The organism is Streptomyces sp. NBC_00354, from assembly GCF_036106915.1.
GTDB lineage: Bacteria > Actinomycetota > Actinomycetes > Streptomycetales > Streptomycetaceae > Streptomyces.
On sequence record NZ_CP107983.1, the window covers coordinates 4584404 to 4607384 of the forward strand.

The following is a 22981-nucleotide window of genomic DNA, read 5'->3' on the forward strand; positions in this document are numbered from 1 at the left end:
CGGGCGCACTACAGGCCAGGTGTGGCCAGGGCCGTCGCGATGAAGTCCGCAGCCTCCATCTCATCCAGCCAGACCAGGCCGAAGTCCGAGGCCTTCTCCGCGGCCGTGGGAAGAGCGCCCGTCGGCGCCCAGTGCAGGCTGTCCCGGCTGAACGCCTCGTTGCTCTGGTCACCGCGTACGACGCGCTGCCGCAGTAGCGGGCCCCGCCGGTCGGCAGCCATGTAATACGTGATGCGCCCCGCCGCGTCCACCGCGTCGAGCATCGCGCCCTCGAGGGAGCTCAGGTGCGGGGTGCCCAGGTGGCCCTGGAGAGTTCCGGGGCGTAGCAGCACACCGGTCAGGTCGAGGAAACCGGCGTTGTCGGAGAGGAATTCGCCGCCCCGCTCGTAGAACAGGACGAGGGGCTCGTAGAGGTCGGGCAGGTCCCCGCCGACCAACGGATCCTGCGCACTGAGCCCAGCCATGCGGACCGCGCCCGCACAGGTGAGCTTGATGGAGTCGCCTCCGGTCGCCTGATCCAGGAATTCCTGGAGTTCCGCTGCGATTTCCGGGGGAAGCGTGAATTTCGGGTCCACGTAGTCGGTGACGTCAAAGAAGGGCCACGCGCTCTCGGCCGAGTACGCCTGCGCCCACATGCCCGCCCGCCGGAGATACTCACGCATCAACACACGACGAGACATGACGTGGGCGACGGCGTCGTCCCAGTCACCCGTCCATTCCACCGCGCGCAGGCGCTCCAGCATGGCGGATGATGCCCGGTCGGTCACTTCGCAATTCCCTTCGATCGCAACTCCTGCAGGAGGGCTGCCGTCACCTCGTCGATGTTGGACAGGCCGGGCGCCAGCTCGACCTCAGGAAGGTCGAGCCCCAGCCCGCGCCACTGGGAGAACCCGCCTCGGTTCTCGTTCAGAGCGAGTTCGTGCGCACCGGCTTCGAGATAGCTTTCGGGCCAGCTGTGATAGTACCCAGACTCGTCCTCGTTGCGGTAATACTCCCAGAGGTGTTCCGCGTCGCGCAGATACGGCAGGCCAGCCTCGAGGAAATGACTCTCCGTGAATTCGTGGCCGATATAACGCTCAAATTTCGTAGCCTCGGCGGAGGTCAGATTGCGCTGACCAGCATCCTCCCAGAGTTTGGCGATGTCACTTCGAGGAGTGAAATAGCCGCGCCGCGTGATACCCGGCGCCTCGAGCACCATCTGTTCGGTGAGGAAGAAATGAGTCCGGACCCGATCGAGGACCTGCGTACTGATGCCGGTGTTCTCCGAGATGCTCTGGATGTCCAGAGATTCCGGGTTGGCCCGCACCTGGTCGTAGAACCGTGCCGCTGCAACGTGCCCGGCCTTGGGCTCCTCGATGTAGCGGGCGCCGTCCGGCCTGGGCTCGGATCCTCCGGGGAGGATCGGGTTGTCCGGGTGCCCACCCGGGCTGTCTCCGTGACCGGGTCCGCTGCCGTCACCGTGGCCGCCGGAAGTGGTGTCACCGTGGCCGCCACCCGTGGACGGGGGTTCGTGGTGGCCACCGCCTGTACCAGAGGCGCCGTCCGTGTGGCCTGTACCACCCGGGGTCTCCGCGTGGCCGCCCGTGGACGGGGTCTCCGGGCTGGAGCCACCCGAGCCCGGCCTGTGGGGGTCCGCGCTGTTGCGCGGCATGTCGTCCGGCGCGTGGCCGTCCGGGGTGGTGTCCGGGTGGGGGCCCGGGGTGTGGTCGGCGGCGTGGACCGGGTCGGAGATGTCGGAGCTGAGGCGGATGCCGTCGCCGCCGGCGACGGCGCCGGCCAGCTGGCGTTCCGGGATCTTGGCCGTCGCCGGGGAGTCCACCTTCGGGGCGTCGACGCGCGGGACGTCCGCGCCCGCGGCCGGCTTGCCCTTCGGGACGTCTGCCGCGTGCTGGATGATCTCGCCCTTGTGGTTGTAGATGTTGTACTTCGGGTCCATGTACTGGGGCGGGCCGTCGACCGGGAGCTTGACCGTGCCCGGAGGGAGGGTGGTGGTGCCCTCGGGGAGCTTGATGTTGCCGTCCGGGAGCTTGATCGCGCCGTCGGGGACGGCGGAGCCGGCCGGGAGGTGGATCGCGCCGTCCGGGAGGTGGACCGTGCCTTCCGGCAGGGCTGTCGCGCCGTCCACGTTGATCTTCGGGGTTTCGAACTTTCCGGCGCCCTTCAGGCCGGCCATCACGTCGCCGATCTTCGACACGCCGGCGCCCGCGCCCTTGAAGACGTAGGTCATCGGGTCGACGGCCCTGCCCGCCTTGCTCGCGAACGACAGGGCCTTGGCGACCGCGCCCGCCTTGCCCGCGCCGGACACCGCACCGCCGGTGCCGCCCGTGCAGACCGTTGTGACCACGTTGAAGGTGACCGCACCCGCCGCGCGGGAAGGGTTCGAGCCCCACTGGTCCCAGGCCAGCAGCGCCTTGCCGGTCTCCTTCATCGCCGTGCGGGATTCACGCAGCCACGAGGGCATCTTGTCGTCCGGGACGGCGAAGAAGAGGGGACCCACACCCGGGATCGAGGTGATCGCCGTAGCGGTGCTGAGTTTGGCCAGTCCCGTCCACGAGGCCTTGAACGTGTCCCAGCCGTCAAGGCCGACCAGGCCGCCGAGCCCCATGAGGGTGCCGCCTATGCCGTCGACGATGAAGCCCGTGCCGAAGTCCCAGGCGTGTTCCCAGATCTGCCAGGCGGGAACAGACTCCTCCACCGCGTCGCCCCACGGAAGGGACTTGGACTGCTTGAGGGCTTCGGCGTCGTAGCCGTACATGCCCTCGCCGTGGGAGCCGTCGTCCTTCTTCAGGCCCGGCTTGCCGACGAGAGCGGCGATCTTGGCGTAACAGGCACTCTCGACGTCCTGGAAGTGGGCCCATACCTCGGCGATCGCGTTGCGGCGTTCGAGGTTCTGGTCGATCAGATCGCCGTCCTCGAACCACTTCTCGTCGTCCGACACCCTCGAGCGAAACGATTCTGCTTCTCTCTTCAGCGTCTTCAGCCGGTTCACCAACGGCTCGGCGTCACGCGCGTAGGTACCCAGCGCGCCCGCGATCGTGCACATGTCCGAGCTGAGCTTCAGCCCCAGGTCCTGGACGGGCTTGGTCGTCGCGAAGAGCTGGTCCGCCTCAGGTGCCTGGTAGAAGGCCTGGAGTCCGCCGAAGCTGGTGTGGACGTCGCTCGCCTTGGTCGAGACCGTGGCCCCGCCCGACGAGATCGCTTTCACCTGCTTGTCCAGCTCCCCCAGGTCGCCCGTGAAGACGGGCACCTCCGCCGGGTCGACCGGCGACTTCCCGCTCACTTCGCGCCTCCCGGCTGTTCGCGCAGAGCCTGCAGGTTGACGGCCCTGGCGGCGTCCTGGGCCGCCTTGGCATGCTCCAGGTCTCCTTCGAGGTACTCGTTCGTCGCCGAGGCCGCACCCAGGACGCAGGCCTCGATCCGGTTCGCCATCGACGTCAGTTCCGTCTGGCGCTCCTGCAGGTACAGACCCAGAGCGGCTGCCACGGGGCCCGTGGCCTTGGTCGACGCCATGAAGGCCTGGCCGGGGGCCGGGGCCGCGCCGGGGGCCAGGGGACCCCGCGGAGTCATTCCCGATGCCGAGCCGGGCACGGCTGTCCCCGCGGCCTGGGCCGCCTGCGACATGGCGCCGATCAGGGCGTTCAACGCCGTTTCCAGCTCGCCGGCGTTACCGCCGACCGTCTTCAACTGTCCTTGTACGCCCTGCGGCTTGATGTCCCACCCGGTCATCAGCGTCCCCCGTGTGCCCCGATGTCCTACGTCGGCGGCTGTTCAGCTCAGCCGCCCGTTCCGCCGTCTGTTCAGCCGATGTTGTTGACGGCGGTCTTGGCACGCGACAGTGTCTGCCGCGCCGTGCCGTCGTTCTTGTCCATCGTCGACTGCAGCAGACGGATGATGTTCTTCACCTCTTCAGAGGCGTTCTTCCAGCGCAGTTCCTTGCCGTGGTACTCGTCCGAGACACCGTCCGCCTCGAAGTTCGTCATGGCCGCAGCCACCTGCGCGTCACGCGCGAGGATGACCTGCTCCAGCTGGTCGATCACGACCTTGATGTTGCCCTGCGCCTCGGTCGACGCACCCATGTCGTACGAACGGCGGTCCTCGCCACCGGCCATCACCATCACGCTCCCCGTGAGATCGAAAATCCTGAACTGGCCCTGCAGTACGCGTCAGCGGCCCCGGAAGCGCGCGGCATCGAAGTTTGCGGATGCCATCTGTGTCTTCGCGTTCTCGCCGTGCTCCTGGTCGCCCGAGGAGAAGGCCTGCTCCATCCCCGACTGACCGCCGAGGATGGCGGACAGCGAGGCGTTCAGCTCCTTGGTGATGCCGTCCGCCCGCTCCTTGAACGAGTCGAAGGCGACCTTGCCCTGGCCGTTGAACTTGCCTTCGAGCGGCTGCGCTGCGTTGATCAGCTGCTGGATCAGCGTCCCCAGGTCCGTACTCGAATTACGTGACTTGGACATCAGGCTCGTCAGAACCTGCGCCCCCATGTCGAACTTCATCCCGCTCCCCCGCACACTCGAACGACCAAAAGTATGCCTGTTTCTATCAAGTTGCGTCGCTCGTGCAACGCGCAACCGGCAGGCTGTGACGAACACATGACATCCGCCGGTCCCCTCACGCGCCCTTCAAGTGCCGCATCAGCCGCTCGAAGTCGGCCCATCCCGACAGGTCCGACGGGTCCCCGGGCAGCGGGTAGTAGTACGCGGGACGGGCCTTCGGCCCCAGTGCGACGGGCGGCTCGGACAGCGGCGTCCTGCGCGCGCGGTCGTCCGGCATCGCCCGTACCTCCTCCGCGCCGAGCACGAACGCCAGCGGCACTCCCGGCCCCTCGAAACGCGGAGGAACCGTCAGGCCGCGTTCCGCCTTGCGGAGTTGTACGAGCATGGACTGAAGGCGGTGGCGGGTGACGAGCGCCTCGGCCGTCCTCTGGATGCGGTCCAGCGGCGGGTCCTCGTCCGCGCCGTAGCCGAAGGCCAGCGTCACGGTCTCCTCGACCCCCGCCTTCGTACGGCTGATCCGCACGGTGGCCAGACCGGGGCGCTCCGGACTGCCGACCACCACGAACCACGTCGGCTCGGGGGCCCGCGCGAAGGCCACATCGGTCAGGCGGCCCGGCGACCAGGGCAGGTTGGCCGGTTCTGCGGTTCCCCATCCGGCCGGCGGCTCGCCGGTCAGTTCGCGCCACACCGTCTCCAGGGCGCCCCCGAGGACCAGCCGGTCGTCCGCCGGGTGGACCGTACGGAAGGTGACGGCCAGCTGCCGCTCGCCCGTGTTCACGACCTGCCGGTACGAGGCCGCCACCGGGGTGCGCGGGTCTTCCTCGGTGGCGTCCGCGGGCACCACCGTGGCGAACATGCCCTCCTGCCACCGCAGCACCGCGCCGGACAGGCCGTCGTAGTAGCCGTCCCGCTCGTCCTGGACGATCCACCGCGAGGGCCAGCCCGGCATCGCGCCGAGCACCGCCGGGGAGAGCTTCGTACCGGGCGGGGTGACGATCTGCAGCCCGCGCTCGGCCGCGGCGGCGGCCCGGAAGGCATCGGAGAGCCAGGCCGTCATGGCGACGACCGGGCGGTCCATGATGACGACGGCGACCTTGTCGGTCAGCACGTCGACGGCGGGCTGCGCTGCGGCGGGTGTGGGCGCGATGCTGACCCCGTCCGTCTCCACCACACCCAGCGAGCGCGTGGCCTCCGGCGGCCAGGCGGTCCCGCCGGACAGCAATGCGAGACGGGCCGCGAAGGTCCCCGCGAGCCGTTCGGCCTCGGGGACACCGGTGGTGGCACGGGCCTCGGTCCACCAGAAGGGGACCGGTGGCGCGGTGGCCCCGAGCAGCCGCTCGGCCTCGCCGGCGACCTGGACCAGCAGCGGCGCCTCGACCGAGACCAGCGGGCGGCCCTGCTCGTCGCAGAGCTGTACGACCGCCCCCTCGCCCGTCGTGTCCACCAGCTTGTCGGACCCCCCGGAGAGCAGGCCCACGATCACGGCCCAGGCCTCGGGCATCCGCTGGGTGAGGGCTATGACGTCCTTGGTCATGTGGTCGTACGGTCCTTCACGGTGTCGTCATTCGGGAGTGTGCACGGTCTGGATCAGGCGGTTCGACTGCCCCCGGCGGATCAGCACGCCACGCCCGGCCGGCTGCTGGGAGGCGTACACACCGGGGAACAGCTGGCCCTCGCCGCGGTCCCCCGCCATCACCACCGCCGAGGCCCCCGACTCGCGCAGGCCCTGCACCAGGGGCTCGTACATGCCGCGCGAGGCACCGGCGACGCGGCGGGTCAGGACGAAGTGCAGGCCGATGTCGACCGCCGACGGGATGTACGGAACGAACGCGGCGAGCGGCGACTGCCCGGCCGTGGTGAGCACGTCGTAGTCGTCGACGAGGACCACGATCCGCGGCCCGCCTCCCCAGCTTCCGGGCTCCAGGTCCTCCAGCGAGGTGCTGTCGTCGGGCAGCCGCCGTTCCAGCTCGGTGGCGATGCCCGCGGCCAGTCCGGCGCACATCTTGGTGTTGTAGGCGTAGCCGCCGTTGAACTCCTCGGGCACCACACCGCGCAGGCTGCGCCTGGGATCCATGATCGCGAAGACCAGCTCGTCCTCGCGATACCTCTCGATGAGGCCGCCGGCGATCGTCTTCAGCAGGTTCGTCTTGCCGCACTCGCTGTCACCCATGACCAGGAGGTGCTGGTCATGGGCGAACAGGTCGAGCATGACGGGCGCCAGAGCCGTCTGGTCCAGGCCGATCGGCACCCGCTGGGGCTCGGCGACCGGCCCGGGCAGCAGGTGCGGCTCCAGGACGTGCGGCAGTACCCGGACCGGCTGGGCGCTCTCCCCGCTCCAGGTGGCGCGCACCGTCCGGGCGGTGCGCTCCAGGACGGCGCCGAGCTCGGAGGCGTCGGCCAGCCCGTCCGTACGGGGCAGGGCGACCTGCGCGAAGAGCTTGCCGTCGGTCAGGACACGGCCCGGCTCGTCGGCCGAGAGGGTCTCGGCGAGCTTGCGTTCGATGCTGGATTCGCCGGGGTCGTTGAGGCGCAGTTCGACCCGGGTGCCGAAGTTCGACTGGGTGGCGATGCGGACGTCGTTCCAGCGGAGCATGGCCGCGACGACGTGGATGCCGTATCCGCTGCCGCGCTTGAGGATGTCGACGACGGCGTCGTCGAGTTCCTCGAAGTCGTCGCGCAGCGCGCCGAAGCCGTCGATCACGAGGACGATCTCGGCAGACGCCAGCTGGGGCAGCCTGCCCGCCGCGTGCAGGGTGCGCAGCTGCTCGACGGAGTCGATGCCGTGGTCGCGGAACAGCTCCTCGCGGGCGGCGAGCATGTTCCGTACTTCTTCCACGGTGCGGGCCGCGCGCTCGCGGTCCGCACGGCCGGCGATGCCGCCGACGTGCGGCAGCCCGGCCAGGGCCTGCAGACCGCCGCCGACCAGGTCGAGACCGTAGACGCCGACTTCCTGCGGGGTGTGCGTCAGGGCGAGCGAGAGGACCAGGGCGCGGAGCAGGGTCGTCTTGCCCGACTGGGGTCCGCCGATGACGGCGGCGTGGCCGCCTGCCACGGTGAGGTCGAGGTACCACTCGCCCTGCCACTGCTTCGTCGGGTCGTCGAGCAGGCCCAGCGGCACCATCAGCCGGCCGCGCCGCTTGGCCAGCTGCATTCCGCGCGGTCCGATGTCGAGCGGGCCGGCGACGGCGTCGAGCGGGATCGCATCCGGCAGCGGCGGCAGCCAGATCCGGCGGACCGGCGGCGCGGCGTGCTCCAGCTGCCCGACGATGACGCCCAGCTCGGTCGGCCCGGTCTCGCGGCGCCGTGCGGCCGTCTCCTGAGGGGTCTGGCCGTCCGGCGTGGACAGGGTGTTGAAGGCCTCGTACTCCAGGGCGAGCGGTCCGCTGTCCTCGTCCTCGGTGCGCTGGACCGGGCCGCGGTAGGCGCCGGAGACGTAGCTCGCCTTGAAGCGCTCGTAGTGGCTGGTGTCGACCTTGAGGAAGCCGAAGCCGGGCAGCGGCGGCAGGTGGAAGGCGTCCGAGGTGTCCAGGACGGTACGGGACTCGTCGGCGGAGAAGGTACGCAGACCCAGCCGGTAGGAGAGGTACGTGTCCAGGCCCTTGAGCTTGCCGCCCTCGATGCGCTGGCTGGACAGCAGCAGGTGCACGCCGATGGAGCGGCCGATCCGCCCGATCGACAGGAACAGGTCGATGAAGTCGGGCTTGGCGGTGAGGAGCTCGCCGAACTCGTCGATGACGACGAACAGATGCGGCAGCGGCTCCAGATCGGGCCGCCGGTCGGCGCGCAGCGCCGCGTAGTCACCGATGTCGGCGACGTTGCCCGCGTCCTTGAGGACCTGCTGGCGCCGCTTGACCTCACCCGCGAGGGAGGCGTGGACGCGTTCGACGAGACCGGCCTGATTCTCCAGGTTGGTGATGACACCGGCGACGTGCGGCAGGTCCGCGAACGGCGCGAAGGTCGCACCGCCCTTGTAGTCGACGAGGACGAGGGCCAGGTCCTCCGGCGGATGCGTCGCCACCAGGGCGAGTACGAGGGTGCGCAGGAGCTCCGACTTGCCGGAGCCGGTGGCGCCGACGCACAGGCCGTGCGGGCCCATTCCGAGCTCGGAGGACTCCTTCAGGTCGAGCAGGACCGGCTCGCGGGAGTCGCTGATGCCGATCGGGACGCGCAGGTACGCACGTTCGCCGCGCGGCGCCCACAGGCTCTGCAGGTCGAGCCGGGCCACGTCGTCGATGCCGAGCAGGTCCGCGAAGTCGACCGGCCCGGACAGCGGGGCGTCGATGAGGGACTCGGCGGACAGCCGCAGCGGGGCGAGCATCCGGGCCAGGCCCTCGGCGAACGGGATGCCGGCCTCGTCGACAGTGCCGTGGGCGCCGATCGGCTCGGCCTCGCGCAGGTCCTCGATGAGGACTTGTGCGCCGTCGACGGTGATCCGTACGCCGACGTGGCCGGGCTCCTGGATCCGCTGCTCGAGGAGGTGCAGGACGGTGACGCCCATCTCGCGCAGGCCGACCGCATCGTCGGGGCGCGGCAGTTCGACGGCGTCCTCGCCGTGCCCGTCGGCGACGACGAGCAGGCGTGACGTCATGGTCAGGGCGTCCTTGCCGGACAGGCCGCGGCGGACCTCGGCCGCGTAGGAGGCGCGGCGGCGCAGCTCGGGGCCGAGCCTGCGGGCGAGCTGCTCCGGGGACGGGGCGATGCGCCGGGCGGCGACGGGCCCGTCGAGCTGCTCGGTGTCGAGCAGGTGCGGCATCCACTTCGCCCACTCCCAGTCGGCGAGCCGCTCGCCCGGCACGGCGAGCGCGATGGCCACGTCGTCGGGCGCGTGCATGGCCGCGGTCTGCACGAGCAGGGCGCGGGCGACCCGCAGGCAGTCCTCGCGGGGTCCGACGACGCTGATGTTGCCGACGCGGTCGAGCGGCACGGTGAGCGGGAGTTCGGTGCCGGTACGGAAGCGGGTGGTCAGAGCCGACGCCTCGTTGAGCATGAAGCGGTCCGGCGGGGTCAGCACGGAGGAGCCCTGCTGGCCGATCTTGAGATCCCGTACGGGCATTTCGCCGGTGCCGACGCGCACCCGCAGGAAGTCGGCGTCGATGCGGCGCCGCTCCCACAGCCGGGCCGGGTCGCGGACGATGTCGTAGAGCGCGTACGGAGGCGGGTTGAGCACGTCCGCGTGCTGGGCCCGCTCGCGCTCCTCGGCGGCGAGCTCCTCGCGCAAGTCCTCCAGATAGGCGAGGTAGGCCTCCCGCTGGACACGACGGGTGCGCTGGGCCTTGCCGCGCTGCGAGAGGACGAGCCCGAGGGAACCGATGACGGTGACGACGAGGATCAGCGCGCCCAGTGCGGCGAACTGGCTGTTGCGGACGACGGTCATCATCACGACGGACGACATCACGCCGGCCACCGGCAGCAGGGACATCGCGATGTTGCCCGTCTTGCCCTCGGGGAGGTTGGGCGGGGCCTCGATGAGGCGCGCCTCGGGGGCGGCGGGGGGCCTGATCGTTCTGGCCGGTCGGTGGATCAGTCGGGTACTCATCAGTGGCGCTTCTGGGAGAGCTGGAAGACGTCCGCGGCGATCCGGGTGGCGGCCGTCCTCGTCGCGTGGGCGAGCAGGCCGGTCAGGATGGTGCCGCCGTCCGCCAGATGGCGGTCGTACGGCAGGACGTGGACGTTCGTCCCGGTGGACCGGAGCGTGCGCACCGCCTCGTCGAGGTCGATTCCCGAGTGCGGAGCCTGCTCGGTGAGGACGACGACCGTACCGCCGATCACGTGCGCGGGCAGGCTCTGCATCCACTGGAGGACCGCGTACGTGCTGGCCACACCGTCGAGGGTGGCGGGAGTGGTCAGCACGCGGGCCTGGGCGGCGGAGAGCGCGACCCGGGCGACCTCGGCGGGCAGCGTCTCGCAGTCGACGACCGTCACACCGAAGTAGCGGCGCAGCGCGACCATGGCCCGCTCGTACGCGCGGGTGTCGAGCATGGCACCGATCTGGCCCTGGCTGCCGGGCAGCAGCCAGGCGTTGTCGTGGAGCTGGACGAGGTAGCCGGTGACGTCGAGCAGCGACATCTGTGGCGCGACGATGTCCGCGACGTCACCTGTGGTCCAGCGCAGGTCCTCGGCGCCGAGCCGGACCGGCAGCGAGCCGAGGGCCGGGTCGGCCTCGACGAAGAGGACGGGGTCCTGGCGGTAGTGCGCGTACGTGGTGCCGAGCAGGGCCGCGACGGTCGACTTGCCGGCGCCGCCCCGGATGGAGGTGACGGCGATCTGGCGGCCGGTCGTCACGGGCTGCTGGAGCATCTCCGCGGTCCGGGTGGCCTCGGCGACCTCGCGGGACGCGGATGAGGAAACGATTCGCCACAGGGCGCGGGCGGCCCGGGCGGCGAACGGCTCACCACTGCGGGGCTTACGGCCCACAGCGGCCAGGCTCCGGTCGACCGCCGGCCGGGAGTCGGGGGTCGACCGGACGGCGGCCTGCGGATGCCGCGCGGGCTGCCCGCCGCCGGAGTGCTGCGGCGGTACCTGGCCCTGGTACGGATGACCGAGGGCGGATCCTGCCGCCTGACCGGTGGGTACGGCTGCGCCCTGCGGCTGTCCGCCGGGGCCCAAGGCGGGCACCGGGACCTCGCCGCCGGGCGGCGGGAAGCCCTGGGCCGGAGCCTGGCCGGCGGGTACGGCTGCGTCCCGCACGGGCGGCTCGGCGCCGCCCCTGAGGTCGCGCAGGACATCGCCCTGCCAGTTGTCTCCGTTCGGCATGTCCCTCTGCCCCTGCCCCTCTACTTACGACCTGCTGCCCCGCCCGGAGCGCCTGCGCGTTGACTCAGAACTTGTCGAGCAACTGCCCGTAGACGCCGAACACCCCGATGGCCAGCGGGAACAGCCCCACCATGCCGACGGATTCGACGAGGTCGGCCATGCGCCGCAGCCGTACCTGAACATGCTCGGGGGGCTGCACCGCGAGCGCGGCCAACGGCAGCAGCGCGGCCACGCACAGCACGGCCAGCGCCCCGGCGCCGCCGTCGTGCCCGATCCACAGCACGACGAGGCGTACGAGGAGCACGGCCGAGGCGGCGAGCAGCGCGACGACCTCGGCGACCAGCGGGAAGGCCCGGGCCCTCGACAGGAGGACGACGGCGACGAGCGATGGCAGGGCCACGGTCCACACGGTCGGGTTCGCGGCCGTCGTCAGCAGCCAGCCCGCGGCCGCCGCGGAGAGCGCGGTGGCCATCGTCGCCAGCGCGAGCCCGCGGTGCGTGGCGGCAAGCGCGTTGCCCACGTCATGCCGGCTGACCGAGGCTCCGCCGGAGCGGCGGTCGTCGAGCGCGGTGAGCCCGGATGCCATCAGGGCGAGCCGCGGCAGCAGGCCGAGAAGCACCACCGAGACGAGGGCCATGAGGGCGCCGAGCCGGGCCGGCTGGTCCTGGAGCGCGGCGGCGGCTTCCCAGCCGGCGGTGATCACGGCGACGGCCCCGGCCCCGATGAGACCGCCACGGCCGAGCGGGGAGAAGTAGCCGAGCAGGACGAGTGTCACGACCAGCGCGCCGGCAACGGCCGCGAGCCGCACGATCCCCGACCAGTGGTGAGCGTCGGCGGCGGTCCACGCGGTGAGGATGCCGAGGCCGCCGGAGGCGAGCAGCAGCGCGGTGGCCAGTCCGTGGTTGCCCTGCCCGACCCGGGCCACGAGCGCACCGGCCGCCAGCAGTACGAGCGTGACCACCAGCAGGGCGCCGGCCAGGGTGCCGAGTGCGAACTCGTGCCGGGCGAGCAGCGCGGCGGTCACCGCCAAGGCGACGGTCGCGACGCCCGCACTGCCCCTGCGGGCGGCCGGACGCCAGCGCCAGGCCTGCAGGTCGAGGTCGTCGGCCACCAGGTCGGTGACGTCGTGGACGACGGGGGCGGGCGGCGCGGAGTGGGTCCTGACGAGCCGCAGTACGGCGCCGTCGGCTATCCCGGCCGCGGCCAGCGTGCTGTCCTGGGGAAGCGCGGAGCCGTCCGAGGTCATCAGCTGACGGGTCAGGGGCCGCGCGGCGGCGCGATCGTCGAGAAGCTGCAGGATGTCCGGGAGCAGCTGCCCGATCGGCGTGTCGGAGGGCAGGACCATGTCGGCCCGGCGCCGCTCCCCGACCAGGGTCACCCGGCTCAGTTGCGCCCGGGAAGTCTTTGCTGTGCTCACCACTTGCAGGAACCTATCATCGCGGGTTCCGGACTCCTCGGTTCAAGTCCGGCTCGCTACGGTGCGGTCGGCGTGCTCGGCGTCGTCGACTTGGTCGGCTTGGGCGACTTCGAGGCCTGCGGGGCCTTCGACTTCGGGGCCTTCGAGGGGTCGGCCGACGTGGACGGGCCGGGCGTTGTGGAGGGAGCGGGTGACTTGGCCGGGCCGGGTGCCTTGCCCGTGCCCGCCGACTTGGACGGCCCCGTGGCCGGTTGGAAGAGTCCCTGTTGCTGCTGTTGTTGCTTCTGCTGCTCAGCCTTCTGCTTCGCCAGCGTGGCCTGGATGAAGGACCACCCGACGCAACCCGCGCACAGTACGGCCGCGATGGCGATGCCCGCGAACACCTTCCCGAGCCGCTCGTCCGCCGTCCGCCGCACCCTCTGCGCACCGAACAGCAGGGCGTCACGCAGTCTGTGGCGTCGTACCGCCACAGACTCCAGCAGCTGACTGTCGTAGTCCCGTGCCATTCGCCGCCCGTCGCCTCCCCCGAGTTTTGCCTGTGCAACATAGAACATCAGGCGACTCGGAGCACAACCGGAAGGCCTGGCGCAAGCCGTGTGCCGGGTGGGGCGGTTCGGGTTCTACGACCAGCCCGGCTCGAGGGGGGCGGCCTGGGGGAGGGGCGGGGCCGGGGTGCTTGCCGCGGTTGCGGGGGCGAGTTCGCGGGCCTGGCCGGCGGTGCTCGTGCCGATCACGGCGATCAGGGCGGCGGCGGTGACGGTGATGAGGGTGACGAGCTTGCGACGCATGGTGGGGAAGCCTCTTATCGAGCCGGTGGGGTGAGGGGCGGTTGGCCGGATCTCTCGTTCCGGCGTGCCGCCATCGTGCCGAGCCGGGCAGTGCCGTGTCGCGCGTTTCCGCTGGCACAAAGCGCTCTGACATATCCGTGCCAGCCGGCCGGTTTTCCGGTCCGGGCGACGTCCGGACACCCGTCCGCCGTGTCCGCGTGATGGACGGTGTTTGTGCGGCCGTCCGCTGGTGGGGACAATCCGGGGTGCAAGATCGGCCCTCGGAGGGCCGCGTACCGCCAGCGTTGTCGGTCCACAGCTGTGATGCCGCTCCGAACCGCGAGCTGGGGGGCTCCCTTTGTTGGTTTCTCTTGGGCTGACAGAGCGTTCAGATGCGCTCTACCGCCTCATCCTCCGACGGCCGGATCTCGCCGTCGCCGATGTCTCCGCGGAACTCTCGCGGTCCGAGGACGACGTACGCGCGGACCTGGAGGAGCTGACCCGCCTCTCCCTCCTCGCGCCGTCCTGGCGGACCGACGGGCGGCTGCGGGCGGTGAACCCGAAGGCCGCGCTCGATTCGCTGCTCGCGCACCAGCAGGCGGAGATCGCCCAGCGCCACCGCGCCCTCGCCGAGAGCCAGGCCGCGGCCAGCGCGCTGCTGTCGCAGTACGCCGAACTGCACCCGGCCCAGCCCGCGCACGAGGCCGAGCGGTTCCTCGGCGTCGAAGCGGTCCGGGCCAAGCTGAGCGAGATGTCGGCCCGGACCCGCCGCGAGTCGATCAGCTTCCATCCGGGCGGGCCGGTGCCCGCCGAGCAGTTCAAGGCCAGCGAGCCGCTGACCGAGGACCTCATCGCCCGCGGCGTGAAGATCCGGACCATCTACCAGGACGCCATCCGCAACGACGCCGGCAGCCTCGAACACGCGCGCTGGCTGACCGAGCGGGGCGGCGGGGTGCGGACCGTGCCCTCGCTCCCGATGCGGATGGTCATCACCGACCGGGAGTTCGCGCTGATGCCGATCGACCCGGCGGACAGCGCGCAGGGCGCGGTGCTGCTGCGGGAACCGGGCGCGGTAGCCGCCTTCTGCGCGCTGTTCGACTCGGTGTGGGAGACGGCCACCCCGTTCGGCGAGCCGCCCCGGCGCAGCCTCGACGACCCCGGCTCGCAGCCGCGCGAACTGCTGCGCCTGCTGGCCCAGGGCTACACCGACGAGGCCGCCGCGCGCCGGCTGGGCATCTCCCTGCGCAGCGAGCGGCGGCTCATCTCGGAGCTGATGGAGAAGCTGGACGCGCAGAGCCGCTTCCAGCTCGGGCAGCGGGCCGTCGAAGAGGGTCTGCTGTAGGCGAGACCCCTGCTCAGCAGCCGCAGGCCGCGCCCGCCGCGACGGGGGCGGTCAGCGGGTCCGGCGGCGACTGGCGGATGCCGGCGGAGTCCTCGACCGGGAAGCCCTCCCGCGACCAGTACTCGAAGCCGCCCAGCATCTCCTTGACCCGGTACCCGGCGACGGCGAAGGCGTACGCAGCCCGGGTCGCGCCGTTGCAGCCGGGGCCCCAGCAGTACGTGACCACGGCACTGCCCGGCGGCACCAGTTCGGCGGCCCGGGCCGGGATCTCGTCCGTGGGCAGGTGCACGGCGCCGGGGATGTGGCCCTGCGCCCAGGCCTCGGCGCTGCGGCTGTCGACGAGGACGAAGCCCCCGGCGGCGGATTCCACGTCCGCGTGCACGTCGGCGACGTCGGCCTCGAAGGTGAACCGGCGGTGGAAGTGGGCCGCGGCGGTCGCCGGATCAGCGGGCGGGACGCGCAGCACCTTCGAGGACGCGGTCTCGGTCTGCGTGGTCGTGGTCATGATCGGTGGGCTCCTGAGGGCGAGGACGAGGACGAGGACGAGGGCGAGGGCGGCGTACGGCCGCCACGGCGATGAGGGTGTAGAGGGCCGCGGTGGCTGCACCGGGGCCGATGAGCAGGACGGGCAGGTCCCAGCGGGCGGCCCCGCCGAGGACGAGGACACCGAGGGCGATCAGAGCCGCGGCCACCACTCCGCCGCGCCGGGTCCGCCCGGTGAGCTCGGTCCAACGGGCGGCGGTGGCCTGGAGATTGGTACGGCAGTACGTCCAGCAGAGCGCGGCGGAGCCGAGCCCGAGTGCGGCCTCGACGGCCACCGCGGCCGGGGGCGGCGCCGAAGCGCCCGGCGGCGGACCCAGGAGTACGGAGTACAGCGCGGCCGCCAGCGCGATGCCGAGCAGGGTTCCGCCGAGCGCCCGCCGCCGCGCCGCGGCGGGGACCGCCCCTTCGAGGCCGACCCAGCCGAACAGCAGGGGCACGGCCACCAGGAGCGCGGCCCAGCCCGACCGGTCCCCGGTCCCCGCTCCCGGCAGCGGGCCGCCGAGCACCCGCCAGGCGACGGCCAGCGCCAGCACCGCGGCGAGCCGTAGCCGCCGCCCCGCCGGGGACAGCCCGCGCGGGGCGAACCACGCGTACGCGGCCGCGCTGCACAACACCCCGACGGCGGCCGCGTACGCCCGCCAGCCGGAGTCGCCGAGCGCGAACCCGGCGGCCCCCAGGGCCACTCCCGCCTGCCCGGTGGCGAAACCGCCGAAGTAGAGCGCGGTGGCCGCCCGGGCCGGTCCCGGGCCGAGCCGGTCCCGTATGAAGGCCACGGGCCCGGAGTCCGCCGTACCGCCGGCGGCGGCGACCAGCAGGCACCAGCCGGCCAGCACCCCCGCCACCGCGACCCCGGTCCAGGGGCCGGGCTGCGGGGCGAGGGCCGCCGGGAGCAGCAGGGCTCCGGCCCCGAGGACCGCGCCCAGCGCCTGCGCCGCACCGGCGGACCAGCCGTCGCCGGCCCCCGGAGCCGCAGCCGCCACCGGCACCCGACCCGGAGTCACGACAACTCGTGGAAGAACAGCGGGGTGGCGGTCGGCAGCGTCGTGCCCTCCGCCAGGAGCCGTCCCTCCACGCCGGCCCAGACGGGCATCCGCGTGCCGAGGTCCACCGGCAGGCCCAGGTGCCCGGCGAGGAAGGCGGACCAGCCCGGCATGAGCGGCGCCGCGGTGACCGTGACCGCCGCCAGCAGCTCCACGTGCGCGGCGAGCCGGCCGGCGTACTCCTCGCGGGGTCCGGCGACCCGCAGCAGGGCGAGCTCCCGCAGGTCGGCGTCGGCCCGCTCGATCACGGTGGCCAGGGTGTCGGCGGCGCGCTGCGGGGAGAAGGCCCCGGCGCCGAGGGCGTCGGCGATCCGCTGCGGCAGCGCGGCGCGTTCGGCGGCCAGCGGGCCGTCCGCGGGCCCGGCAGCCGGCACGACGGAGTCGAAGTCCTGGCCGAGCAGGTCCAGTACGGTGTCCGTCCACCGCTCCAGGCCGCCGGCCAGGACGGTGCTGAGGGTGTCGGCGAACTCCTTCATGGAGAAGTTGTTCTGCGCCCGCTCGGGGCCGGTCAGGCACAGGTGGAAGCGCAGGGCGTCCGCGTTGACCCGGCGCAGGAACTCGCCGCCCCAGATGGCGTGGCCGCGGCTGGTGGAGAACTTGTCGCCCTCCAGCCGGTAGAACTCGTTGATGACCACCTGTGCGGGCAGGGTCAGTTCACCCTGGGCGAGCAGCAGCGCCGGCCACAGCACGGCGTGCGAGAACGAGCAGTCGAAGCCGATGAAGTTGACGATCCGGGTCTCGGGGCCGGTCCACAGCCGCTCCCACTCCGAGCGGTCGCCGTTCGCCTCGGCGACCCGCGCGGTGCCCGCGACGTAGCCCCAGATGCCGCTGAACCAGGTGTCGAGGATGTGCCCCTCCCAGCCGGGCAGCGGGACGGGGATGCCGTAGTCCGCCTCGCGGCTGATCGCGGTGTCGGGCAGGGCCCGCTCGAACAGGCCGTCCAGGTACGAGATCAGCCGGGGCCGCCACTCGGCCTTGGCCTGCGCGTCGGCGTAGTACGCCTCGAGGCGCTCGCGGTAGCGCTCCAGCGGGAAGACGATGCGGCGCATGGTCTTCGTCTCGGGGGCGTTCCAGCAGGCGGTGCAGCGGGGGGCGGCGAGCCCGGCCGGGTCCTGCGGCAGCCCGCAAGCCTCGCAGTACACGCCGTCGGAGGGCTCGGCGCAGAACTGGCACTCGCCGCGCACCTCCGCCTCGTACAGGTACCGGTCGCAGGGGGCGCAGTGGAAGACGGGCAGCTCCTGCACCTCGAGGGCGCCGGACTCCCACAGTTCGAGGAAGAAGCGCTGGACGAACTCGGTGTGGGTGGCGTCGGTGAGCGGGCGGGTGAACCAGTCGTGGTGCATGGCGCCCAGCGAGAGCGTCTCCTCCATGCGGTCGCCGAACAGCTTCGCGGTCGGGTACGCGGTGGAGCCGATCTCGGCGGCCCGGCGCGGTACGTAGCAGGAGTGCTCGTCGGAGTAGCCCACGTAGCGCACGTCGTGGCCGCGCTGGCGCAGGTGGCGGGTCAGCACGTCGGCGCCGAGGAAGGGGCCGGAGAGGTGGCCGAGGTGGAGGTCGCCGTTCGGGTTCGGCGGGGCGCTGGTGACGACGTAGGAGGTCATGAGGCGTGGGTTCCTTCGGGGACGATCAGGGCGGAGGAGTCGAGGGGGGCCGCGGTGTCGAGCGGCGGCAGCGCGGCGGAGGCGGCCGCGACGACCCGGCTGCGCGGCGGCAGGTCGTCGAGGACGACCGAGTGCGCGCCGATGCGGGAATCGGCGCCGATGGTCACCGGGCCGAGGACACTGGCCCCGGTGCCGATGACGACGCGGTCGCCGACGACGGGGTGGCGGCGGGATCCGGAGGGGCGGCGCAGGTCCTTCCACCAGCCCACCGAGCCGAGCGTGACCTGGTGGTAGAGCATCACGTCGTCGCCGATCCGGACGGTCTCGCCGATGACGACGGCCGTGCCGTGGTCGACGAAGAAGCGGCGGCCGATCCGTGCCCCGGGGTGGATCTCGATGCCGGAGACGGCGCGGGCCAGCAGGGACAGGGCGCGGGCGGACACGCGGTGACCGCGGCCCCAGAGCCAGTGCGCGACCCGGTAGGTCCACAAGGCGTGGATGTGCGGGTAGAGCAGCACCTCGGCGCGGGACGTGGCGGCGGGGTCCTTGGCGAGGACGGTCTGCACGTCCTCGCGCAGCACTTCCCGTATCGGGCGCCGCAGCTCCTCCTCCAGGCCGTTCTCACATGTGGTCATACGGGGCCTCCGGACGGATCGGGCGGCCCGCGAGGAAGCGCTGCGGCCGGTACGGCTCCAGCAGCTCCTGCACGGCCTTGCCGGGGACGGCCCCGCCCTCGACGATCTCCTTGGCGGCGAGCTCGGCCACCGCGGGCGCCAGCTTGAAGCCGCCGCCGCTGAAGCCGAGGGCCAGGTAGAGCCCGTCCGGGCCGGCCGCGCCCACGACCGGGCGCTTGTCGGGGGTGTAGCCGTCGAGCCCGGAGCGGGTGCCCGCGAGCGGGGCGGTGGCGGCGGCCGGGACCCGGTTCGCGATGGCGGCGATCGCGGCCTCCAGCTCGGCCTCGGTCAGCGGCTCGACGTCGCGGCCCAGTTCGGTGTCGGGCTTGCTGGGGACGCCGAAGTAGAAACGGTCGAGGCCGTCGGGCCGGAAGTAGCTGCCGGTGGTGTCGTCGATGCAGGTCGGTACGGAGGACGCCGACCCGCGCCGGCCGGCACCCGGCAGCTCGGCCTGGGCCAGCCCGATCCGGCGCGCGGTGACGGGGATGTGGATGCCGAGGTGCTCGGCGGGGGCGGAGCCCCAGGCGCCGCCGGCGAGGACGACGAGCGGGGCGTCGATGCGGCCGATGGAGGTGAGGACGCCGGTGACGGTGCCCGCGGTCTCCAGCACCTTCCTGGCCCGGATGCCCTCGGAGGGGGAGACCCCGAGCCGGTAGGCGGCGGTGAGCAGCGCCGCGGAGGCGGCCATCGGGTCGGCGTAGCCGCCCTCGGGCTCGTACGCGGCGAGGGCGACGTCGTCGGTCCGCAGGCCGGGGTAGATCTCCTTCAGCTCGGCGGCGTCGATGACCTCGACGCGGCGGTATCCGGCGGCCTCGCCCGCGGCGGCGGCGTTGTAGCGCAGGTCGTCGGCGTGGTTCTCGCCGACGATCATGACGAATCCGGTGCGGCGGTAGCCGCAGTCGCCGCCGATGACGTCCGACCACTGCTCGAAGACGGGCAGGCTGCGGGCGGCGAGCCGGGTGTCGGCGACGGCCGTGTGGTGCAGCCGCAGCAGTCCGCCGGAGCGGGACGTGGCGCCCTGGGCGTTGACCCGGCCCTGGTCGCACAGGACGATCCGGCCGATGCCGGCGAGGGCGAGCTGGTGCGCGATGGCCGCACCGATCACCCCGCCGCCGACGACGATGGCGTCGGCGTGCGCGTGGACGATGGGACTCATGCGTCCACGCTCCGGTCCTTTGCCGCAGCGCTCTGGTCCGCAGCGCCCGGGTCCGTGATGCCGAACTCCGCGGCCCACTTGGCGCGGTCCCGGGCCACGGCGTCCGAGCCGCCCCACCAGATGGTGACGAAGCGCAGCCGGACGTCGCCGTCGTTGGTCAGGTCGTGGTCCTGGAACGGGGTGATGAACACGGTCTCGCCGGCGCGGACCCGCCGGGTCTCCGCGCCGATCCGCATCACCCCGCTGCCCTCGACGATGAAGAACATCTCGTTCTCGTCGTGGTCGTGCGGGGTGGAGGTGGCTCCGGGCGCCACGTCCACCCAGGCGCCGCCCCAGTTGGGCTCCTCGACGGCCTCGGGCCAGGGGAAGATCCGCCGGCCGCTGACGTTGTACGGCTCCTCGAAGACCATGTCGTCCTCGTGGGCGGTGAAGATGTGCATCGCGTACGGTCCAATCAGGCGGCGACGGGCTGGCGCAGGCGGGCGCGCAGGTCGCGGTGGATGGTGTCGGCCTTGGCGGCCATCTGGCTGAAGGAGGTGGCGCTGCCGATGCCGTGCCGCCACTCGGTGAGCCCGTCGAGGTAGATCCCGACCTCGCAGTCGTCGGTGGTACGGGCGCGGTAGGCGCGGGTGACCTCGGGCCGGCCCTGCGCATCGAGGCGCAGGTGGGGGACGAACGCGGCGAGCTGGCGGGGAAGGGCGGCCTCGCGGTAGCCGGTGCAGACGATCACCGCGTCGGCCTCGATCAGGCCGCTCTCGCCGGTGAACACCTCCGCGGTGCGCAGGTGCACCCGCCCGTCCGGGGCCTCGTCCACGGCGCTGACCTCGGTGCGCCTGTGCATGTGCAGGCGCTGCCGGCTGGTGAACCGGTCCTGGTAGACCGCCTGGTAGAGGGCGGTGGAGACGTCGGGGTCCACCGCCGCGTAGTTGGTGGCCCGGGCCTGGTCCAGGGCGCGTTCGCGCTGTTCGCCTTCGAGCCCGTAGAAGTAGTCGGTCTCGTCGGGGAAGTACACCTCGTTGCTGAAGTGGCCGAGCTCGTACATCCGGAAGCCCGCGTGGCGGACCACCGAGTGGATCTCGGCGGCCGGGTGCTGTGCGGCCAGGTGCAGGACGATCTCGCCCGCGGTCTGCCCGGCTCCGATGACGGCGATGCTGCGCAGCGGCCGGTCGCCGAGGGCGGCCAGGGCCGGCAGCAGCTTCGAGGCGTGGAAGACGCGCTCGCCCAGGTGCGGCCGGAACAGCTCGGGTACGTACGCCTCGTGGCCGGTGGCCAGCGCGATGTTGCGGCCCTCCACGGTGTGCAGGGAGCCGTCGCGGGTGTCGCGGGACAGGACGCGGGCGGTGCGGACGCGGCCGTCGGCGCCGGTGACGGGCTCGATGCTCAGCACCTCGCGGTGGTAGTCGACGTCGCCGCGGACCTGGCCGGCGGCCCACTGCACGTAGTCCGACCACTCCAGGCGGCTGACGTAGCCGCCCATCAGCGTGAACGGGTAGAAGCGGCCGCTCTGCTGGAGGTAGTGGGAGAAGGTGAAGCGGGAGCGGGCGTCACGCGGGGTCGCGAAGTCGCGCAGGAAGTGGTGCTGGATGTCGGTGCCGGGCAGCACCAGGTTGGGCTGCCACGAGGAGTCGGCGGCCTTCTCCAGGTAGCGCGCGGCCAGCGGGGCCGCGCCGGTGGCGTCGTCGTGGTCCTCGACGGCGGCGGCGAGGGCGATCCCGGAGGGGCCGAAACCTGCCACCACCAGGTCCTGGACGGAGGTGCCGTGCGTCGTCATCGGGCACCGCCCGTCGGCAGGCCGAGCGCGGCCAGGGCGGCGGTCAGGGACTCGCGGATGATCCGGCCGGCCTGGTCGATCTCCCGGGCCGAGCAGTTCAGTGGCGGCAGCATGCGCACGACGCAGTCGTCGCGGCCGCCGAGCTCGATGATCAGGCCGCGGCTGACGGCCTCCCACTGGACGCGCTTGGCGAGCAGGTCGGCGGGCAGCCCGGTCTGCGGGTCGGTCAGCTCGACGCCGGTCATCAGGCCGAGGCCGCGTACGTCGGCCACGTACGGGGTGAGCTCGCGCAGGCCCTGGAGGTGGACCATCAGCTGGTCGGCGCGGGCCCGGACGTTCTCCAGGACGCGGTCGCGCTGCACGACCTTCATGGTGGCGACGCCGGCGGCGAACGCGGGCTGGTTGCCGCGGAAGGTGCCGGAGTGGGCGCCGGGCTTCCAGACGTCCAGCTTCTCGTCGTAGAGGATCACGGAGGCCGGCAGGCCCATGCCGGACAGGGCCTTGGAGGCGCAGACGACATCGGGCTCGATGCCGTACTGCTCGAAGGCGAACCAGGTGCCGGTGCGGCCGCAGCCGCTCTGCACCTCGTCGACGATGAGCGGGATGCCCAGGCGCCGGGTGACCTCACGGATCCGCTGGACGAACTCGACCTCGGCCGGGATGACCCCGCCCTCGCCCTGCACCAGCTCCATGATCACGGCGGCGGGCAGGGTGATCCCGCCGTTGACGTCGGTCAGCGCCTTCTCCAGGAACGCGGCGCAGTTGACCTGGCAGTTGTCCCGCTTGAGGCCGAGCGGGCAGTTGTGGCAGTTGGAGTACGGGAAGAAGTGCACGCCCGGCATCCGGCCGCGGACCGGCTCCTTCTGCTCGACGAGGCCGGTGACGCTCAGCGCGGCCAGGGTCGCCCCGTGGAACCCGCCCTGGAAGGTGATGATCTCCTCGCGGCCGGTGGCGGTCTTGCACAGCTTGAGGGCGGCGTCGACGGCGTTGGCGCCGGTCGGCCCGCAGAAGTGGATCCGGGTGCGTTCCCGCATCGGCTCGGGCAGCATCCCGAGGGTCAGGTCGGTGAACTCGTCCTTGACCGGGGTGGGGAAGTCCAGGCCGTGCACGAACTCGTCGAGCTGGCGGTGCGCGGCGGCGAGCGGCTCGGGGTGGTTGTGGCCCAGGGACAGCACCCCGGCGCCGCTGAGGAAGTCGAGGAAGACGTTGCCGTCGAGGTCCTCCACGTAGGAGCCCTTGCCGCGGCGGATCGCCATCGGCAGTTTGCGCGGGTAGGAGCGGGAGTTGGACTCGCGGCCGGCCTGGCGGTCCAGCAGCTCGGCGCTGCGCGGGCCGGGCAGCGGGCCGGTGATCACGGGGGCGCTGTAGACGCGCGGGGCCGAGACCGGGGTGTCGATCGTGGCGGTCATGGGAAACGTGGA

The 22981-nt window shown here is 72.3% G+C and carries 19 protein-coding genes and 1 pseudogene; 1 reads left to right on the plus strand and 19 read right to left on the minus strand.

Features of this window, described 5'->3' with window-relative positions; translation table 11 throughout:
• Positions 1 to 8: 8 nt before the first annotated feature.
• The 11 genes and pseudogenes from OHT74_RS20945 to OHT74_RS20995 form a co-directional block, all read right to left on the minus strand.
• The gene (locus OHT74_RS20945) at positions 9 to 767 is read right to left on the minus strand and encodes a hypothetical protein (RefSeq protein ID WP_328621040.1); all 759 of its coding nucleotides are present in this window, start codon (positions 765 to 767) and stop codon (positions 9 to 11) included.
• The gene (locus tag OHT74_RS20950) at positions 764 to 3280 is read right to left on the minus strand and encodes a hypothetical protein (protein WP_328621041.1); all 2517 of its coding nucleotides are present in this window, start codon (positions 3278 to 3280) and stop codon (positions 764 to 766) included. The genes OHT74_RS20945 and OHT74_RS20950 overlap by 4 nt, the downstream gene beginning before the upstream one ends.
• Positions 3277 to 3726 carry a DUF6507 family protein gene (locus tag OHT74_RS20955; protein ID WP_328621042.1) on the minus strand — a complete coding sequence of 150 codons (450 nt, stop codon included), beginning with the start codon at positions 3724 to 3726 and terminating at the stop codon, positions 3277 to 3279. The genes OHT74_RS20950 and OHT74_RS20955 overlap by 4 nt, the downstream gene beginning before the upstream one ends.
• A 71-nt stretch (positions 3727 to 3797) precedes the next feature.
• Positions 3798 to 4109 (minus strand): pore-forming ESAT-6 family protein, encoded by a 312-nt coding sequence (locus OHT74_RS20960; protein ID WP_328623354.1) that lies wholly within the window; start codon positions 4107 to 4109, stop codon positions 3798 to 3800.
• A 54-nt stretch (positions 4110 to 4163) separates the two neighbouring features.
• Positions 4164 to 4496, minus strand: a complete 333-nt coding sequence (locus tag OHT74_RS20965) for a hypothetical protein (RefSeq protein WP_328621043.1) — start codon at positions 4494 to 4496, stop codon at positions 4164 to 4166.
• A 115-nt stretch (positions 4497 to 4611) separates the two neighbouring features.
• Positions 4612 to 6030, minus strand: coding sequence for a DUF6177 family protein (locus OHT74_RS20970; protein ID WP_266665902.1), 1419 nt, complete (start codon positions 6028 to 6030; stop codon positions 4612 to 4614).
• A gap of 27 nt (positions 6031 to 6057) precedes the next feature.
• Positions 6058 to 10032, minus strand: a complete 3975-nt coding sequence (eccCa, locus tag OHT74_RS20975; protein WP_328621044.1) for a type VII secretion protein EccCa — start codon at positions 10030 to 10032, stop codon at positions 6058 to 6060.
• Complete coding sequence (locus OHT74_RS20980) at positions 10032 to 11249, minus strand: MinD/ParA family ATP-binding protein (RefSeq protein WP_328621045.1); 1218 nt, start codon at positions 11247 to 11249, stop codon at positions 10032 to 10034. Before OHT74_RS20980 ends, eccCa begins: the two co-directional genes overlap by 1 nt.
• Positions 11250 to 11313: 64 nt before the next feature.
• Positions 11314 to 12669, minus strand: a complete 1356-nt coding sequence (gene eccD, locus OHT74_RS20985) for a type VII secretion integral membrane protein EccD (protein WP_328621046.1) — start codon at positions 12667 to 12669, stop codon at positions 11314 to 11316.
• A gap of 200 nt (positions 12670 to 12869) precedes the next feature.
• A pseudogene (locus OHT74_RS20990) lies at positions 12870 to 13172 on the minus strand (hypothetical protein); the annotation flags it as partial.
• Positions 13173 to 13286: 114 nt separating this feature from the next.
• Positions 13287 to 13454, minus strand: a complete 168-nt coding sequence (locus OHT74_RS20995; RefSeq protein ID WP_266995564.1) for a hypothetical protein — start codon at positions 13452 to 13454, stop codon at positions 13287 to 13289.
• Positions 13455 to 13791: 337 nt separating this feature from the next.
• Here OHT74_RS20995 and OHT74_RS21000 point away from each other — a divergent pair, with 337 nt between their 5' ends.
• Positions 13792 to 14775 (plus strand): helix-turn-helix transcriptional regulator, encoded by a 984-nt coding sequence (locus tag OHT74_RS21000; RefSeq protein WP_266665907.1) that lies wholly within the window; start codon positions 13792 to 13794, stop codon positions 14773 to 14775.
• A 13-nt stretch (positions 14776 to 14788) separates the two neighbouring features.
• Here OHT74_RS21000 and OHT74_RS21005 read toward each other — a convergent pair whose 3' ends face one another.
• The 8 genes from OHT74_RS21005 to OHT74_RS21040 are packed head-to-tail and all read right to left on the minus strand — an operon-like array spanning position 14789 to position 22969.
• The gene (locus OHT74_RS21005; RefSeq protein ID WP_328621047.1) at positions 14789 to 15280 is read right to left on the minus strand and encodes a rhodanese-like domain-containing protein; all 492 of its coding nucleotides are present in this window, start codon (positions 15278 to 15280) and stop codon (positions 14789 to 14791) included.
• Positions 15219 to 16319, minus strand: a complete 1101-nt coding sequence (locus OHT74_RS21010) for a hypothetical protein (protein ID WP_328621048.1) — start codon at positions 16317 to 16319, stop codon at positions 15219 to 15221. Before OHT74_RS21010 ends, OHT74_RS21005 begins: the two co-directional genes overlap by 62 nt.
• Positions 16316 to 17959, minus strand: coding sequence for a methionine--tRNA ligase (locus OHT74_RS21015; protein WP_328621049.1), 1644 nt, complete (start codon positions 17957 to 17959; stop codon positions 16316 to 16318). Before OHT74_RS21015 ends, OHT74_RS21010 begins: the two co-directional genes overlap by 4 nt.
• Positions 17956 to 18594 (minus strand): serine O-acetyltransferase EpsC, encoded by a 639-nt coding sequence (gene epsC, locus OHT74_RS21020; RefSeq protein ID WP_328621050.1) that lies wholly within the window; start codon positions 18592 to 18594, stop codon positions 17956 to 17958. The genes OHT74_RS21015 and epsC overlap by 4 nt, the downstream gene beginning before the upstream one ends.
• Positions 18581 to 19789, minus strand: coding sequence for an NAD(P)/FAD-dependent oxidoreductase (locus OHT74_RS21025; RefSeq protein WP_266627894.1), 1209 nt, complete (start codon positions 19787 to 19789; stop codon positions 18581 to 18583). The genes epsC and OHT74_RS21025 overlap by 14 nt, the downstream gene beginning before the upstream one ends.
• Positions 19786 to 20229, minus strand: a complete 444-nt coding sequence (locus tag OHT74_RS21030; protein ID WP_266665912.1) for a cupin domain-containing protein — start codon at positions 20227 to 20229, stop codon at positions 19786 to 19788. The genes OHT74_RS21025 and OHT74_RS21030 overlap by 4 nt, the downstream gene beginning before the upstream one ends.
• 14 nt (positions 20230 to 20243) lie before the next feature.
• Positions 20244 to 21560: a SidA/IucD/PvdA family monooxygenase gene (locus tag OHT74_RS21035; RefSeq protein ID WP_328621051.1), complete on the minus strand. Its 1317-nt coding sequence runs from the start codon at positions 21558 to 21560 to the stop codon at positions 20244 to 20246.
• Positions 21557 to 22969: a diaminobutyrate--2-oxoglutarate transaminase family protein gene (locus OHT74_RS21040; protein ID WP_328621052.1), complete on the minus strand. Its 1413-nt coding sequence runs from the start codon at positions 22967 to 22969 to the stop codon at positions 21557 to 21559. Before OHT74_RS21040 ends, OHT74_RS21035 begins: the two co-directional genes overlap by 4 nt.
• Positions 22970 to 22981: the final 12 nt, after the last annotated feature.